Source organism: Pleomorphochaeta sp. DL1XJH-081 (assembly GCF_049310885.1).
Taxonomy (GTDB): Bacteria; Spirochaetota; Spirochaetia; order Sphaerochaetales; family Sphaerochaetaceae; genus CAYZJV01.
In genome coordinates, this window is sequence record NZ_JBMDYO010000001.1 from 668,911 (window position 1) to 685,804 (window position 16,894).

Consider the following 16,894-nt stretch of genomic DNA (forward strand, 5'->3'; position numbering starts at 1 on the left):
TTGAAACCTTTCATTCTCTTGTTGGGTAGTGACCCTACCTCTATTTATTACAATATTTACTATTTTGTCAATATTGACACTTTTATTCTATCCCGTTATCATCTCAAGTATTGGTCGTGTGGCCCTACACATCGGGAGGACCCTATGGATAAGAAAACCGTTAAATCGTATATCGACATGTTTGAAAAGAGCTCATTGAGTGAACTGGAATTCTCATCAGAAGAATTCACTATCCGTATGAAGAAGCAATCTGAAACAAGCAGGGAGGCCGAATATAGTCAAATCGTCCATCGCCCTGAAAAGGTGGAAACTAAACCAGAGACGACACCATCAAACCACCGGATCATTACCAGCCCTATCGTGGGAACCTTTTATAGGACGCCTTCTCCCGACTCCCCTCCTTATGTTGAAGTCGGTGATACGGTAGAAAAAGGTGATATCGTATGCACACTTGAAGCAATGAAACTCATGAACCAACTGGAAGCCGAATACCGTTGCGAGATAATCGCTATACTCGCTACCCAAGGGAGCATGGTCGAGTATGGGCAACCGTTATTTGAGGTGAAACCGCTATGATCCGATCGTTGCTGATTGCGAACCGCGGCGAAATAGCCGTGCGCATAATCAGGACATGCAAAGAGATGGGAATCCGGACCGTTGCAGTCTATTCAGAGGCAGATAGGGATTCATTGCATACACAGATGGCAGACCAAGCTGTCTGTATAGGTCCCGCTTCATCTAAAGACAGTTACCTGAATATTGGAAATCTTATTACCGCAGCTTGTACCACTCGCTGTGATGCCATACATCCCGGAGTGGGTTTCCTCTCGGAGAATCCAAAATTCGCCGAAGCAGTGGAGGAATCTGGATTGATATTCATAGGCCCCACAGCCCAAACCATCCGGATGCTCGGAGACAAGGTTCAATCCAGACATACCGCTGTAGAAGCTGGTGTTCCCGTTACCCCGGGAAGTATGGAGCCGATAAGCGATGCCACCAGCGCTGCCCAGATAGCAGATGAGATCGGATATCCGGTTATCCTCAAAGCCGCTGCAGGCGGAGGTGGAAGGGGTATGCGTATCGTCCGAGAGCCGAAAGAGCTTCCAGGGGCAATCTCAATAGCTTCGCGCGAAGCTCTGGCATTCTTTGCAGACGGCACCATCCATATGGAAAAATACCTTCTGAATCCACGACATGTAGAAATCCAATTACTCTCCGATGGAAAAGGGCACGTGGTCCATTTGGGCGAACGGGATTGCTCAGTACAGAAGAACCACCAAAAACTGATTGAAGAGAGCCCTTCCCCTATCATAGATGAACAGATGAGAAGACAGATGGGTGCGGATTCGGTACGTCTATTTTCCCATATCGGATACAGAGGAGCGGGAACGATCGAATTTCTTGTCCAGGATGGCAACTATTGGTTTATGGAGGTGAATGCTCGGGTACAGGTAGAACATCCTGTAACCGAAATGGTCTGTTCAACAGATATCATCAGACAGCAAATCCTCATAGCAAGTGGAAAATCAATAGAATTGGATGGAAGCGCTGCGAAATTGACTGGTCATGCCATGGAGTGTCGAGTCAATGCTCTCACTCCTGGAATCGTAACGACATTCTCACCTCCATTGGGTCCCTCGGTCAGGGTAGACACCCATCTATTCCAGGGAGCCCAAGTAAGCCCCCACTACGACCCTATGGTCGCTAAGGTGATAGTCCATGGTCCGGATCGCCAGAGGACCATTGAGATCATGCTCAGGGCTCTCCGTGAATTCAAAATAGAGGGAATTAAAACCAATATCGAATCACAGTGTATCATCCTACAATCCAAGCCTTTCCGATCGGGTTCATTCGGAACTGATCTCCATGCCCGTCTTTTCGACGGAGAGAATACGAGGTAATCACTATGCGAAAGACAGAGAGTTGTCCATCGTGCCACCGAATGGTCTCGCACGATGTACTTGAGAAATACCTTATGGTTTGCCCTGAATGCGGCTTCCACCATCGACTCGACGCAACAGAAAGGATTGGGCAGATAGCCGATCGCGACTCGTTCGTAGAGTTTTCCGGTGAGTTGTGTTCAAAAAATCCCATTGAGTTGGATGGTTATGCCGAAAAATTATTGCAGAGTCAGAAAAAATCATCAATGAACGATGCTGTTGTAACTGGAAACTGTACTATTGAGAATCTTCCAGCGGTACTTGCAGTCATGTCCTTCGATTTCATGGGTGGTAGCATGGGTTCTGTCGTTGGTGAGAAAATTACCCAAGCGATGTTTGAAGGAGCCCTCTCTCATACACCGGTGATCATATTCACCGCAAGCGGCGGAGCCCGTATGCAGGAGGGAATCTTCAGTCTCATGCAGATGGCAAAGACAGCAAGTGCAGCTGCCCTATTGGAAAAGACAGGAGTGCCATTGTTCATCGTACTTACCCATCCCACTACAGGTGGAGTCACAGCATCGTTCGCCATGTTGGGCGATGTAATCCTTGCCGAACCAGGAGCCTTGATCGGCTTTGCCGGTCCAAGGGTTATCGAAGGAACCATTGGTCAAAAACTCCCTGAAGGATTCCAACAAGCGGAATTCCAGATGAAGAAAGGATTTGTGGATGCCATTGTATCCCGTGACAAACTACGTAGCCGATTGGCATTTCTCATGAAAACACATGGAGGATCCGTACATGAACAAGAAGCATGAGGAATTGTTGAAGGATTCGGTCTCTCGATTGGAAGAGTTTGCTTCAAGCGACCCTCGCACTAAGGAAAGATCCTCATGGGATTGCGTACTACTATCCCGACAGCAGGGAAGACCCGGTGCAGCTACCTATATCGACCTGATCTGTGATGACTTCATGGAATTGCATGGAGATCGAACCTTTGGCGATGATCCAGCTATGATCGGTGGAATTGGTACTATCGAGGGAAGGGCAATTACCTTTATCGGGAATAGAAAAGGGATGAACCTCCGTGAGAATATCGAGAGAAACTATGGAATGAGTAATCCTGAAGGATATCGAAAGGCACTCAGGTTAGCCAAGCAAGCAGAAAAATTCAATCGCCCTATTGTTTGTTTCATCGACACTCCTGGAGCTTTTCCGGGATTAGGAGCTGAGGAGCGGGGTATAGGAGAGGCTATAGCACGGAATTTGAAGGAGTTCTCCATGCTTAAAGTCCCTGTCCTCAGTTTCATAATCGGAGAAGGTGGAAGCGGTGGTGCATTAGGTATCGGAGTCGGGGACAAACTATATATGTTAGAAAATGCTGTATACTCTGTAATCACTCCGGAAGGATTCGCTTCCATACTCTTGAGAGACCCCTCTAGGGCTCAAGAAGCCGCAGAGGCAATGAAAATGACAGCTAGGGATCTCAAACGATTCAATATTATCCACGATATCATTCCTGAGGTTCCCGAAGGTGCCCATAAGGACCCCCAATTCACCGCAAAAGAGATACGAAAGACCATAATACGGGATTTCAATACACTCTGTAGCAAACCATCGGCCAATCTTGTACGATACCGGATCCGAAAAATCAGGGGAATCGGAGAATTCGAAGGTTCCGATGCATGGTGGACTACATTAATGGATGTATTTAAATTAACGAGCGATCTTCGGTCGTAATTAGCTGGAGGGGCTATGCTTCTTCAAGCCGACTGGAGTATGGCCCCGCAATTCCCATTTCCTGCAGTGATCGCTCATCTGTGCATACAATTCGGTGAATCGGGTGATCTCCTCCATCCCAGTAAACAACAACCCGTATTCGTTGAGCAAGTCGAAGACATCCTGCATCCCTTCACCAACGATGCAGGTGTCTGAGATGTCATCCATGAGATCTTCGATCTGCTCCCCATCCGGCAAACGATAACCACTAAGAAACTCTAGCATTGCATTTGCAGCTGGCGATTCGTCGTCATACGGAGTCTGGAAGTATTTTACCAGATCATCACGCGACGGAGCATAGTAGGACACCTGTTTGACCTTATCGAGGAATTCGGCTACCTCTAACTCGTTTTGGAAATATGAGGATATGACCAATTCGTCTTCGAACCACCAGTAGTACTGCACTTTACCCAGTTCCACTAATTCATCGGCCACCATTGCAGGAGTGAGCGTTTCAGATTCGAATCGATTCCAAACAACTGCATATTGGTCAATATCTAAGACACCATAGAGATTGGATAATGATACGGCATACGCGTTCAATCGTTGATGCAGGCTGACCGTATCCCATATAGTGGTCTCATCGAGCATGTGTAGCGCGGGAATCAGCTCTCTCGGAACAACAGCCGTGAAGGTGTCCCCAGTTTTGAACAGGTAGAGGAAGCCATAGTTATGAGCATGGGAAATATCTCTGAACCTGAGTGCATCGTGAGCAATCTCAATGGAAGGATTCTCTTTGAACCGTGTAAGAAATTCCAGATTCCTATGAGGAAAGTAAGGAAGCATCTTCGGAAACTGTGAGACAAGATGTGGTGCGATCTTTCCAACAACCTGCTTTTTCCTATATGAGGAGGGAATATGCAACTCATGGTCTTGGGCTAAATCCTTGAGATGGTCCTTACTATAGGCTTCTAGGCAAGCCGAAATTGAGTACTCGGGAGTTGCCGATATCGCTGCATTATGCAACAGCTCGAGATTGAGTGCGTCATCAGTATCCATAATGCTTCTCAACAGATCGTGGCTGAAGACGGGAGATGTATATAATTCTTCTTTCGGTACCGTATACCTAGTATGTTCCATATCCTTAATGTAACACATCAGGTCCAAGTCGAAAAGCGTCGCGCGAGCTCCTTCTCCAGTTCCATCTTTGCTCTACTCTTCTTAACGAAATCGTTGTCCTCAGGTCGTCCCAAGACGGCCTCCATCTCCTCGGCATTACGATACACTATCTTTCTGAAGGAATCATCATAATCTTTTTTCCGAGAACGATATACTTCCTGGGCGTTCTGGTCACACAGTACAAGATAACGAGCTATCAGATTCTTCCAGTGACTTTCCTGGAGTTCGACAGTCTGCATAATTCGCTGCAGTGCCTGAAGAGCCACTATCGCCTTGACCAATGGATACTCATCCCACCATACATCGTATTGGGCGTGGATGGCGTTCCAGGAATCGATATCGCCATCTTCAATTTTCTGCAGCAACTGCATGATCAGTGGCTCTGAGACCAATTGACCTCCCATATTCCTGAATGGTCCGGCTACAGCCAATTTGAAATGGACATCGTCGGAAAGACTTTTTATGGTCTTTGCTTGGAATTTGGACAAGGAGAGGCCATGTTCTTCCAAGTAATGTAAAACGATACGCATGCAACCGAAGATAAGCATCTCCTTATAGGCTCTATAGCCTTGCGCAGCCTTAGAGACCAAGGCTGGAGTTCCAGATCTCTCTATACCGGTTGCGAGAACTTCTAGGGTGCCCACCTGTTCGGGATGGGTTTCAAGAAGTAGACGTCCCTGCTCTGACAAGGCCGTGGAATCGGCGCCTTTTCCAGGGGCGACCAGAGAAGCCGCAAGGGCAGCCTCTCCAACCCAGAGGCTCAGCAAATCCAATGCTTTGACGATCTCTTCTATCGTATCGGGTGCAATATAATCGGCTTCTATGTGTTGGGTCTTGTAAACACGTTTATCACGATTTTGAAACTTCCATCCATTTCTCTCAAGGGCATATCTATTGTACATCCACCAGTATGCAGGCATGAGCGTTATTCGACCGGTAAGTTCTCGATACCCAACCATGGAGAACGGAATCGGGATGGATAATTCATTCGGATAGTCACCTTTCGTGATAAGGGTGAAAGAGGCAAATGAACTATTGAATTTGAGAGAACTAGAGAGGGCTGGCCAAAATCCCCGCTTCGCTTGCATCTCTCCATCATTTCCACGGGTATTGTGATTCGATCCGATATTGGCACCAGCTGCCATATTGGACTGACCACCAACAAGAGATGCTATGAGGAACGAATTATTGTGATGCTGCTCATGGAATGGAAAGACCAAGGTATTGAGTACTTCACAACAACTTATTGTGGAATTGTCCCCTAAAACCGAATTCAATAACCGTGCACCATACTTTAAATTACTGTTGTTACCCATGACGAATCTGACAGCTTTCACACCGTAAAACACATGGCATCCATATCCGATGATTCCATTCACCAGTTCAACGCCCTCTCCGATCTGTGTAGCCGAATCTGCATTGGACCGTATCGTCAGATTCTTCAATTTGTTCGCACCTTTAACATAGGCATGGGGACCGAACAATACATCCTTTATCACCCTACAGGACTTGATTACTGAATGAGAGCCGACTTGAGCATACCACCCCCGCTTGTCTCCGATCTCCTTTTGGGTAAGTGAAACAAGAGATGTATTTAGACGCGGACGTTCCCGATATGTACCCCAAAGCCATGCATCGGCACAAGTAAGAGACTCAAATGGCAAAATAGCCCGTGTCTCAGCCTCATTCATGATGCTCAGCCAGATCCTTATCGACTCATCCTCTCCCTCTTTAAGCACACCATTGCCAAACTTCGCATGGTTTGTCGCATCCATCTCATCAATCTCATTGAGCAGACATTGTTCGTTAATGATATAATGTGAGAGATAGGCACAACGATGGATGGCGCAATGTCGACCAATATCACAAGAGATGATATGGCTATCACGGATACCCTCAGGCAGCATGAAATCATGATAACTCACCGTATAGGGTTCCAAAGATCCTATCCTGACTAAGCCATAGAAATAATTATGACGTATAAGCGAGATGTCGATAGGATCTTCAACCAAGACATCATCCCAATTTGGACAGAAATTTCCTTGGTTTTCCAACTGGGATCGCTCTCCGGTCGTAAGGTTACGCCACGTTGCTTGCCAATCGGCTATCTGCATGTTCCGATAGTAATATTCATCCTTCCCAGTAGGTACGAATCCATCAGTAATGAAGCCGTAACCGTAATCATCGATAGGTTGTCTTTTCATGGTTTCTGATCATACACCCTCTGCTACCCATAGGCAACAAATGAATGGCATGCTAGTAAGCTTTCATTGCCTGCACTCGCTCGGAAGAGGAACATTTCATGGTCCCTTTCCACTCACTTCGTTTGGCAATGACTGGTGATCGGTTACAAAAAATTACCTTGGACTAAGACCATATAAACCAATGTTCCAACACCGATACTCAAGAGTGTGTTCTTACGCCATACATGTATCAATGCAGTTACCGATACTGCTATAGCTTCATTCATCCAGAGGGAATTGTCCAAAAAGGAAACATGTTTGAGACTATATATTACCAATGCTGCCATGACCGCAGGAGGGAGAACCTTTCCCAAGAATAGAATGGCTTCGGGAATAGTTCTTTTTCTGTTACCAAATAGGACAAACGGCATCGCACGTGTGGCTAGGGTACCCAATGCAGTGACCAGAACGATCAAGAGGGAAAAACCGATGTTCATATATGCACCCCCAACCGCTTTCTCAAGATCAGAAGGATCGTAACGGTAGCGATCAAAGCCGGCAAAAGAAAGTTCCCAGGTCCCAACCATACAAGCGATACAATTGAACATACTCCACCAACAATTGCCGGAATGTGGTTCTTCACAGCGGTCCATTGTTCTACGAAGATTACGGTGAATAGTGCTGTCATGGCAAAATCTATTCCGGTGATATCAAGCGTGACATAGGAACCGAGAAGAGCTCCGAACGTAGAGCCGGCAACCCAATACCCTTGGTCCAAAAGAGTTATCCAAAAGGACAAAGCATCCCGATCTTTTTGGGTTCCTACATCGCCTAGACCACAGAGAAGAGCATACGTCTCATCGGTCAAACCGAATATCATATAGAGCCCTCGTCTACCCATAGCTTTGAATCGTTCAATAAATGAGAGTCCATAGAAGATATGACGGGAATTGACCAGTATCGTGGTGAGCAGTACCGTTGCCAAGGATGCCTGCTGCGCGAGAAGACCAACAAGAACAAATTGCATGGACCCTGCGAATACAAATAGACTAATTCCGAGTGCCCACAACCAGTGGTACCCCGCCCTTTGGAGAAGCAGCCCAAAAGCCATGCCCAATACCCCATAGCCCATCATGACTGGGATAGTACGCAAGAATGCTTGTTTTATGATCTTCCTTTCCGGCACGTTGGATCCTCTCAAGTACCGTCGGATTGACGGTTGTCCTGTTGTATCACCTGCGTCTTTTGCTGTCAACAGAACATAATTAGGATAATTGACAGCTGGTGTTCATTACAATATATTGTACATTACAATAAGTGTAACGAAAAAAATTGCTATGTAAGAACATCTGGAGGAAGGTTATGTATCAGAGCGAAAAACCCCTTATTCGTCTGGAAACGGAACACCAACTAAGAATCTACTCATTACCTCTCCGTCAAAAGATTCTACGGACGATGCGAATACATGGAGAACCCATCACTGCGAAACAAGTCGCCGACCACCTAGGTATATCGCCATCTTCCTCTCGTCATCATCTTCTCAAGTTACGTGAAATCGGCTTGGTTGAGCATGATCGGTATGAATTGATACATGGAATTCGAGCAGACTATCTTCGCCTAACCGATGTGAACGTCTCCATTGGGACTAATTTAGATGACCCCCTTTCATTCCAACGGGAGGCAACAACCCGAATTATCCTGTCTGATATCACAAACCGGTTCATGGACACGCTATCGAACCAACGAAATGAATCTATGAAGGATCCCAATCATTTTTCTGGTGACCTCATCACAGGAATAGCTCACCTTAGCCAAGCGGATGCCAAACGTCTCTATGATATGGTTGGAACCTTTTTAGATGAACATGCACTTCCAACAGGAAATGATGAGAGTGCATGGGAATTTGCATTCCTTTGTTATGAAACCAATCATTGAGGAGGAACAAAAATGATTCGATTCGGAATCATAGCTATCTTATCCTCTTTCGGATTGGGAATAACCCTACCTGTGATGAACCTTTTGATACTTGATAAAGGGGCAACCTTGAGCACCCTCGCCCTATTCATGGGAGTATACAGTGTGGTTATCGTAACCACGGAGATTCCGAGTGGTATGTTCAGCGATCGGTTCGGAAGACGTATGACGTTCATCGTTTCAAAGACAATGATGCTATTAGGCTCACTCTTTTTGATTTTCGGATCATCTACGGTATCGCTCATAGGAGCAGTACTAGCACTTGGCTTAGCCAGATCATTCATTTCCGGATCGTTCGAAGCATTGACCGTAGACTGGCATAATCAAGAATTCGGAATTGACAGACTCCATAGAATCACCTCACACATGGCAGTGTGGGATACCCTAGGACTTTCAGGAGGCGCCCTCTCTTCCGGATTCGTAACCCTAGCATTCCAGAATTTACAGCCACTTGAGACACCCTATCTGGGAAACTTTTGGATTAGCTCTGTGATACAGGTTTTGGTAATCGTTTTGACCCTCTCGTGGATAAAAGAACCAGTCTTGGAATCCTCTCCTTTAGAGGAGGCAACCCAGAGTAAGCTGGGATTGGTAGATCTCGTCAGAAGTCGCACCCTCCTCCCATTTTTCATCCTCTCGTTCGCTTTCGGATTCATACTTTCTTCGATTGAAAAGTACTGGCAACCACGCCTATTGGAGATTACCGATACCGATCATACAGGAGTCATTCTCCTTGGAGTAATCTCCTTCATTGGATTCATGGCAGCGTTAGGTGGGTCCATCTTAGCAGGTCGGTTGCTCCATAAACATCCAAAGAGGAGCGCAATATATGTAGTTGTATTCAAAAGCATATTCGCTCTTAGTATGGTGGCTGTCGCATTAGCTACCGGGCCAATGGTCTTCACGATTGCCTATGGTGGATTTTATCTATTCTTGGCAATTTCCCAGATTCCCGAACAAACTTTGCTTAACCGTGAAATTCCGAGCAGAATGAGAGCATCGCTTCTCTCGGTTTCTTCATTCTCGCTTCAAATAGGTGGTTTGGTGTCATCTTTATTTGCAGCAATCTGGCTACACAATGGAAAATGGGGTATACCTTCGCTTTGGTTGATAGCTGTCATCCTTACGATTATATCGATAGCGCCATTTATCAAAGTGTATCTCTATAGAGGCTTTAAACTGTAGAATAGAGCATCAGATAGTCAAATGCATCGCTTGCCGCATCGTCTCGACTTGGGCATCGCCGATAGCACTCGCCTTTTTGGTACCACTGACGATGATATCCTTGACCTCATCCATATGAGCCTCATAATAGGCCCGCTTCTCACGCATAGGATCCAATAGGGTATTCAGACTATTGGTTAATTTCTTTTTGCAGGCTACGCATCCGATTTTCGCGGTTCGGCACATCTCCCATATATTGTCACATTCGTCTGGTGTGAAGATCTTATGATATTTACCCACATTACAGATCTCAGGTGTTCCTGGGATATCGACGGTTACTCTGGCTGGGTCGGTAACGGCCTTTCGTACTTTCTGATCTACTTCTTTTGCGGTATCGGAGAGATAGACGGCATTGCCGAGGCTCTTGCCCATCTTTGCATTTCCATCCAATCCGGCAAGGCGGGAGACCTCACTCAATTTGGCTTGTGGTTCGACAATCGAAGTTCCATACATCCCATTGAATTTACGAACAATCCTTCGAGAGAGTTCGATATGTGGCAATTGGTCCTCTCCGACAGGGACAAGATCTGCATTACAGAAGGTAATATCGGCTGTCTGACTTACCGGATACCCCAAGAAACCATAGGACATGTCGCTATACCCATACTGTTTGGCTTCAGTCTTTATGGTCGGATTATGGCGAAGCACATTTACACTTACCAACATGGAATAGAATATGGTCATTTCCGCGATCGACTTTACCGCACTTTGTTGGACAATGGTAACCTTATTAGGATCAAGTCCGACTGATAAGTTGTCTATAGCTACATCAAAAATGCTTTCATTGAGCAACTGTGGATTTTCGAAGTGGGTAGTGAGTGCTTGGATATCGGCCAAGAGAATAAAGGTATCATATGCATCTTGCAATTCGACTCTGCTCTTAAGGCTTCCTACGTAATGTCCAAGATGCAACTTTCCTGTTGTCCTGTCGCCTGTCAATATTCTCTTTTTTCCAGTGTCCATCGTCTCGAATCTCCCTGATACCGATTTTCCATGAGTATACAACAAATCGCTCCTTTAGAAAAAGTGCCTAGCATCTGTACAGTTTTTGGTAGTCTTTGGTTCACATAGGCAACCTATTCCGGTATCATCGAGGGAAAAAAGGAGATGCAATGAATCTGAATATACTTTCACCTGGAGAAAAGACCGTTGCCTTCGTCGGCATGATGATCTATATGGCTTTGGTAATCCTAGTAGGACTCCTATACAGTAGAAGAAACAAGAGTACTGAAGACTTCTTCCTTGGTGGCAGATCGCTCGGACCTTGGGTAACAGCCATGAGTGCGGAAGCTTCGGATATGAGCAGTTGGTTACTGATGGGACTTCCGGGACTGGCCTACCTTTCCGGTTTTGCAAGCGCAGGCTGGACCGCTATCGGACTCGGTGTAGGAACTTGGTTCAACTGGAAATTCGTCGCTTATCGCCTACGGACCTACAGCCATATCGCCGGTAATGCAATCACGTTGCCAGACTACTTCTCAAACCGCTTCCACGATTCTAGGAAAATAATCATGACATTGGCAGCTCTGGTAATCTTCTTCTTTTTTATTGTTTACACATCCTCAGGCTTTGCAGCCCTAGGGAAACTGTTCAACAGTCTCTTTGGTTTTGATTACACCCTTATGATGATAATTGGGGCTTTTGTTGTAGTCGTATATACCATTGTTGGAGGTTTTCTTGCCGAGAGTACAGCAGATTTTATGCAGGGAACTCTCATGTTCTTCTCTCTCATTATCATCCTTATCGCTGGAATCATAGAAGCTGGAGGATTCCAGGAAATTGCAGCTACAATCTCTTCGATGGAAGGTTTCGGAAGTTTATTCACCAGTCATAACCGTGCAACTGGAGTAGGTACCAAGGTTTCTTTCCTGGAGATAGCAAGCTCGCTAGCGTGGGGACTCGGATACTTTGGCATGCCACACGTCTTGTTGAGATTCATGGCTATTAGAGATGCTAAAGAATTGACCAGATCTCGTCGCATCGCCATGGTCTGGGTCGTTGTTTCACTTGCTGCTGCCGTCTGTATCGGTGTTGTGGGGGTAGCTGCCGTACCACAACTCCTAGATGGCGTAAAAACCGGAGCCTTCTCTGCACAGAGCGAGACAATCTTTATCGTAATGACTCAGTTACTTGGCCAGTATTCTGGGATTCTTGTGGTCTTTGTCGGTATCATCCTCAGTGGAATACTTGCCGCTACTATGAGTACCAGCGATTCACAGCTTCTAGTTACCTCCTCAGCTGTCTCCCAAAACTTTTTCAAGGGCGTACTAAAAAAAGAGGCCTCTGATAGTCAGGTCCTTTGGGTATCTAGATTCACCATTATCATGGTAGCAATTATAGGAGCCTTCCTTGCCGCTGATCCTAACTCCTCAATATTCGGAATCGTCAGTTACGCATGGGCAGGATTCGGAGCTGCATTCGGTCCAATCATGCTTTTCAGCCTGTTCTGGAAAAGAACAACCTTCGCAGGTGCAGTAGCTGGTATGTCTGGAGGTTTTATCGCTGTATTGGTATGGAAAAATCTGGTTGCCCCACTTGGTGGCCCTTGGGCTATTTACGAATTGCTGCCCGCATTCCTATTCAGCTCCTTATGTATTATCGTTGCGAGTCTACTGTCGCCCGAGCCATCAAAGGAAATCGAAGACGAGTTTAACCGCGCAGTCGGTAACCAAAAACAGTTGTAACGTAAAAACTATAACCTATCCAATATAGGTTGTGACGTGGTAACATGTATCATTGGTAAAGGGGGAATCGATCATGGCAGAAAAAACGAAAATGGTAGATGAGTTCAAAAAGTTCATTTCTCGCGGTAACGTTATGGATATGGCAGTCGGGATCATTATCGGGACTGCATTCACGGCTATCGTGAAATCACTGGTTGCCGATATTATCATGCCTTTTATCGGAGTAATTCTTGGTGGAGTAAATTTCAAGACACTGAAGATTGTAATTCGTGAAGCTACAGAGACAGTTCCGGGACTTGCGATTACCTACGGAAACTTCATACAAGCTCTTATTGACTTCCTCCTGATCGCACTCGTGGTATTCTTCATCGTTCGTGGAATCAACACATTCCGAGAACGTCGTGAGAGAGCGGAAAAAGCCAAAGCTGCTGCTGAAGCTGCTGCCGCACCAGCTCCAGAACCGGTTGTACCCCAGGATATTATTCTGCTCACCGAGATTCGTGATCTTCTAAAGAAAAAGGATTGACCGTTGCCTTATAGACCTTACGGACAGAATATTCTCATAACAGGGGCGAGTTCAGGCATAGGACTCGCCTGTCTGCATCTTTTCGCAAAAAAAGGATACCAGGTTTGGGCGGTCTCACGCTCTGGAGCAGATCATATCGACGTACCAGATTCTGTCCGCTTTTCGAAAATGGATGTGACTGATGCAAATTCAGTAGCAGTGGGTATGGAGCAGATATGGAAAGATGCAGTCCAACGTACCCAAGATGGCATAGGTATCATTATCCATTGTGCCGGATATGGTATTGGAGGAGCAGCTGAAGATACTCCTATTGCGGCTGTCCAAGACCAGATGGAGACAAACTACTTCGGAGTCCTTCGTGTGAACAGTGAAATCCTTCCACTGATGCGCTCCAGGAGCCGTTCCCTTGTGATTGTCTTGGGTTCTATAGCCGGAAGAATTAGCATTCCGTATCAAAGCCACTACAGTGCATCTAAATTTGCATTGGAGGCATACGTTGAAGCGCTTCGGATTGAGGGGGCCTCCCACGGAATACACGCTACGATTGTCGAGGCCGGTGATACCCACACAGAATTCACCAATAAGCGGGTTCTAGCTATACCCACCGATTCGCCCTATCTAGATGACGCAAAGCGGGCGATAGGTAAAATGGAACAGGATGAACGCAAGGGGTATGCTCCCGAGAAAGTGGCATCTGTCGTTTATTCCGTTTCAACGAGAAGACATCCACCAGTAAGGATTGCAGTCGGGGTAAGCTATAAACTGCTTATGTTAGCAAAGCGCTTGCTCCCCGACCGCATCGTTGAATGGATACTCAGTCGATTGTATGTGGGATAAAGTAGATATCCTTCCAATCAATCGTATGCTGAAGAAGTTTTTGCCCTAAGAAACTTACCTTCCCCTGGCTTACCCACATAGACATCATCACCCATGATCAGATGGCCTCTGAGAAAGGTCATCACAGCCTTTCCGGCAACACTGAATCCCTCATAGGGAGTATATTCAGATGCGCTATGTACGGTATCACTCGAGAGCGTCCAAGTGGCTTCTGGATCGAACAATACGATATCGGCATCCGTTCCGATTTGTAACGATCCTTTTTGGGGATACAAACCGAATAACCTTGCCGGCGTCGACGAAAGGATTCCAACAAGGTCGGATAGAGACATCCGACTGGAAGCTACGGCAAAAGTATAGACCAGAGGCAAGAGCTCTTCTGTCCCTGGAATTCCTGGGAATATAGTCCGACAATCGTCCGAAGCGAGTTTCTGTGCTCTAGTGAATGCACAATGGTCTGTTGCAACAACCTGCAGTTCTTTTGCGATAAGGGCATCCTGAATATCACGATTATCATGATGGGTCCGTAACGGAGGAGTCATGACATACAATGGGCCTTGTGGCCCCTCCAATCTGGAAGCATCGAGCAAAAGATAATGCGGGGTAGTCTCCACTACAACCTGAATTCCTTTACTGCGCAACTCCCGTACAGCATCGAGGCCCCGGGAACTAGAGAGATGGACCACATAAAGAGGCATGGAGAATTCTCCAGCTAATGAACCGAGATATTTGATCGCCCGATATTCAGCTTCCGCTGGTCGGAGCAACGCATGATCGGCAGGTGTATAGCTTCCTTTGTGTTCCTTCTCAACCTGTTCTATGAGCGTATCATCCTCACAGTGGGCGCTTATCATGATCTGATTTTTCTTGCACAGGGAGAAGAGGTCTCTCAGACCTTCCATGCCAATGAGATAACCTACATTTTTATAGGTAGTGAAGATCTTAATAGTACTCACACCCCGTTTGAGCAATTCCTCCAACTCTTTTCCAATCCCCTCATGCATACCATATACTCCCTGATGGAGCGCGAAGTCGATTGCCATCTCCTTCTCCATGGCATCTATACGGTCATTGGTCGAAGCAACCAATGGCCTCTTTTTGTCATGGTCGGCAAAATCGACCACCGTAGTCACGCCACCGAAGGCAGCCAGCTTGGAACCTTCAATAAAGCTATCAGCCGTCACAGTTCCTCTTGAGACCAAATGGTAATGAGTGTGGGAATCGATGAGACCGGGCATGACACAAAGCCCCTCTGCTTCAACGATATCGGTATCGTCGGGTAGGGTCTTTGTATCAATCCTGGGAGCGATCCTTGTGATTTTTTCTCCCTCTATCAACAGGTCGGCTCTCCAAGAGCGATCTGACTCAACCAATAATCCATCGCGTATCAGTGTAGTATTCATAACTAAAAGCATACTATCGAAGAGTTGCCTTGGCAAATTGTTTTTACCACGATACAGTGGTTTTACCGGAAACGGAGGAGGTCACGTATGAAACTATACCTTTCCAGTATATGCATTATGTTGTTGTTGCTCATTTCTCCTCTTTCTGCAGCTGCCTTCCATGAGTATCAGGACAACGTGCAGAGTCGAAACTACCATAATACGATGACACCCCAACAGTTTTCCTCAGCCCTTACCAAAGAGCTTGTAGCGCAGGAGAGAGACGGGAACCTGATCTTTTCACCCCTCTCGATCCACACGGCACTTTCCATGACAGCCCTTGGCGCCGAAGGAGAGACCAAGCGGCAGATGGAGCAGCTACTCTCTATCCCACAAGTGTTGGAAAATCCATTTCCAGATGCAACAGGCCTATCAATAGCTAACTCGATTTGGGTGGACGAGCGCTATCCGGTGTCCTCCCATTTTATTAGACAAACGAAGGAATTGTTCTTTGCAGAGGTAGAAACACTCGATTTCTCCAATTCCCTGAGCCCTACTAAAATCAACGACTGGGTCTTCCAGAAGACCAATGGAAAGATAGATACCATTATTGAGGAATTGAAGCCCGATATGCGTATGATCTTGGTCAACGCTGTCCATTTCCTTGCCGATTGGGCTGACCCGTTCGATGCCAACGATACCCGTGACAGGATTTTCCATGCTCCTAGTGGTGATTATCGAACTCCATTCTTGCATAGTGAACGTTCGACCCTAGTACTCGATTATGCTAAAGCCCTAGGTATTGCCCTTCCGTACGAACATGGGCGTTTTGTTTTCGTAGCTCTTCTGCCACCAGAGAATCTCACGATCCAACAGTGGATTGCTACACAGAGCTCCGCCCTAGTCGAAAATCTATTTAAGTCTTTGGAAAAAGGTTCCTATGAACGGGTTCAACTCGCTTTTCCAAAATTTCTCGATCACTATGAGGTAAGACTCTCTCCCATGTTGCAGCAAATCGGGATGACGCTACCGTTCGATCCTACTAGGGCAAATTTCTCTGGCTTGCATGCTGATGGAGTAAGTGATCTGTTCATAGATGATGTCTTGCATAAGACTTTCATCCGAGTCGATGAAAAGGGAACTGAAGCAGCAGCAGTCACCGCTGTGACGATGCGCCTCACCAGTATGATGCCTGCCGGTATCCCCATAGTTTTTGACCGTCCCTTCCTCTATGGAATATTGGACAAGTCGACCGGTCAGGCACTCTTCTTGGGAGTCATGCAAACTCCAGAAGCTCCATAAGTAT

The 16,894-nt window shown here is 46.3% G+C and carries 16 protein-coding genes; 10 read left to right on the top strand and 6 right to left on the bottom strand.

Annotation, left to right across the window (positions count from 1 at the left end; genetic code table 11):
- Positions 1 to 144 precede the first annotated feature (144 nt).
- From accB to ACODJP_RS03085, 4 genes are read left to right on the top strand one after another with little or no spacing between them, the layout of a single operon-like run.
- Entirely contained in the window at positions 145 to 576 is a 432-nt protein-coding gene (accB, locus tag ACODJP_RS03070; RefSeq protein ID WP_422478343.1) for an acetyl-CoA carboxylase biotin carboxyl carrier protein, read from the top strand.
- The gene (locus ACODJP_RS03075; RefSeq protein ID WP_422478345.1) at positions 573 to 1,901 is read left to right on the top strand and encodes an acetyl-CoA carboxylase biotin carboxylase subunit; all 1,329 of its coding nucleotides are present in this window, start codon (positions 573 to 575) and stop codon (positions 1,899 to 1,901) included. Before accB ends, ACODJP_RS03075 begins: the two co-directional genes overlap by 4 nt.
- A 5-nt stretch (positions 1,902 to 1,906) precedes the next feature.
- Positions 1,907 to 2,698 carry an acetyl-CoA carboxylase, carboxyltransferase subunit beta gene (accD, locus tag ACODJP_RS03080; RefSeq protein ID WP_422478347.1) on the top strand — a complete coding sequence of 264 codons (792 nt, stop codon included), beginning with the start codon at positions 1,907 to 1,909 and terminating at the stop codon, positions 2,696 to 2,698.
- A complete protein-coding gene (locus ACODJP_RS03085) occupies positions 2,682 to 3,620 on the top strand; it encodes an acetyl-CoA carboxylase carboxyltransferase subunit alpha (protein ID WP_422478349.1) in 939 nt (312 codons plus the stop codon). Before accD ends, ACODJP_RS03085 begins: the two co-directional genes overlap by 17 nt.
- Here the strand turns inward: ACODJP_RS03085 and ACODJP_RS03090 are convergent, their stop codons facing one another.
- From ACODJP_RS03090 to ACODJP_RS03105, 4 genes are all read right to left on the bottom strand, one after another.
- Positions 3,621 to 4,739 carry a hypothetical protein gene (locus tag ACODJP_RS03090; RefSeq protein WP_422478351.1) on the bottom strand — a complete coding sequence of 373 codons (1,119 nt, stop codon included), beginning with the start codon at positions 4,737 to 4,739 and terminating at the stop codon, positions 3,621 to 3,623.
- Positions 4,740 to 4,756: 17 nt separating this feature from the next.
- Positions 4,757 to 6,982: a DUF4954 family protein gene (locus ACODJP_RS03095; RefSeq protein WP_422478353.1), complete on the bottom strand. Its 2,226-nt coding sequence runs from the start codon at positions 6,980 to 6,982 to the stop codon at positions 4,757 to 4,759.
- A gap of 143 nt (positions 6,983 to 7,125) precedes the next feature.
- Positions 7,126 to 7,458: a branched-chain amino acid transporter permease gene (locus ACODJP_RS03100; protein WP_422478355.1), complete on the bottom strand. Its 333-nt coding sequence runs from the start codon at positions 7,456 to 7,458 to the stop codon at positions 7,126 to 7,128.
- Complete coding sequence (locus tag ACODJP_RS03105) at positions 7,455 to 8,147, bottom strand: AzlC family ABC transporter permease (RefSeq protein WP_422478357.1); 693 nt, start codon at positions 8,145 to 8,147, stop codon at positions 7,455 to 7,457. The genes ACODJP_RS03100 and ACODJP_RS03105 overlap by 4 nt, the downstream gene beginning before the upstream one ends.
- Positions 8,148 to 8,323: 176 nt before the next feature.
- Between ACODJP_RS03105 and ACODJP_RS03110 the strand changes: the two genes are divergently transcribed.
- Together ACODJP_RS03110 and ACODJP_RS03115 are read left to right on the top strand one after the other, a co-directional pair.
- Positions 8,324 to 8,896 carry a helix-turn-helix domain-containing protein gene (locus tag ACODJP_RS03110; protein ID WP_422478359.1) on the top strand — a complete coding sequence of 191 codons (573 nt, stop codon included), beginning with the start codon at positions 8,324 to 8,326 and terminating at the stop codon, positions 8,894 to 8,896.
- A 12-nt stretch (positions 8,897 to 8,908) separates the two neighbouring features.
- A complete protein-coding gene (locus ACODJP_RS03115) occupies positions 8,909 to 10,120 on the top strand; it encodes an MFS transporter (protein WP_422478361.1) in 1,212 nt (403 codons plus the stop codon).
- A gap of 9 nt (positions 10,121 to 10,129) precedes the next feature.
- On the opposite strand, the gene trpS is transcribed toward ACODJP_RS03115, so the two are convergent.
- Entirely contained in the window at positions 10,130 to 11,122 is a 993-nt protein-coding gene (gene trpS / locus ACODJP_RS03120; protein ID WP_422478363.1) for a tryptophan--tRNA ligase, read from the bottom strand.
- A 149-nt stretch (positions 11,123 to 11,271) separates the two neighbouring features.
- Between trpS and putP the strand changes: the two genes are divergently transcribed.
- From putP to ACODJP_RS03135, 3 genes are all read left to right on the top strand, one after another.
- Positions 11,272 to 12,843, top strand: coding sequence for a sodium/proline symporter PutP (gene putP, locus ACODJP_RS03125; protein WP_422478365.1), 1,572 nt, complete (start codon positions 11,272 to 11,274; stop codon positions 12,841 to 12,843).
- A 73-nt stretch (positions 12,844 to 12,916) separates the two neighbouring features.
- Entirely contained in the window at positions 12,917 to 13,369 is a 453-nt protein-coding gene (mscL, locus tag ACODJP_RS03130) for a large-conductance mechanosensitive channel protein MscL (RefSeq protein WP_422478367.1), read from the top strand.
- 3 nt (positions 13,370 to 13,372) lie between these two features.
- The gene (locus tag ACODJP_RS03135) at positions 13,373 to 14,206 is read left to right on the top strand and encodes an SDR family oxidoreductase (protein WP_422478369.1); all 834 of its coding nucleotides are present in this window, start codon (positions 13,373 to 13,375) and stop codon (positions 14,204 to 14,206) included.
- Positions 14,207 to 14,223: 17 nt separating this feature from the next.
- Here the strand turns inward: ACODJP_RS03135 and ACODJP_RS03140 are convergent, their stop codons facing one another.
- Positions 14,224 to 15,609 (bottom strand): amidohydrolase family protein, encoded by a 1,386-nt coding sequence (locus ACODJP_RS03140; protein WP_422478371.1) that lies wholly within the window; start codon positions 15,607 to 15,609, stop codon positions 14,224 to 14,226.
- A gap of 87 nt (positions 15,610 to 15,696) precedes the next feature.
- Here ACODJP_RS03140 and ACODJP_RS03145 point away from each other — a divergent pair, with 87 nt between their 5' ends.
- Positions 15,697 to 16,890, top strand: a complete 1,194-nt coding sequence (locus tag ACODJP_RS03145; RefSeq protein WP_422478373.1) for a serpin family protein — start codon at positions 15,697 to 15,699, stop codon at positions 16,888 to 16,890.
- Positions 16,891 to 16,894: the final 4 nt, after the last annotated feature.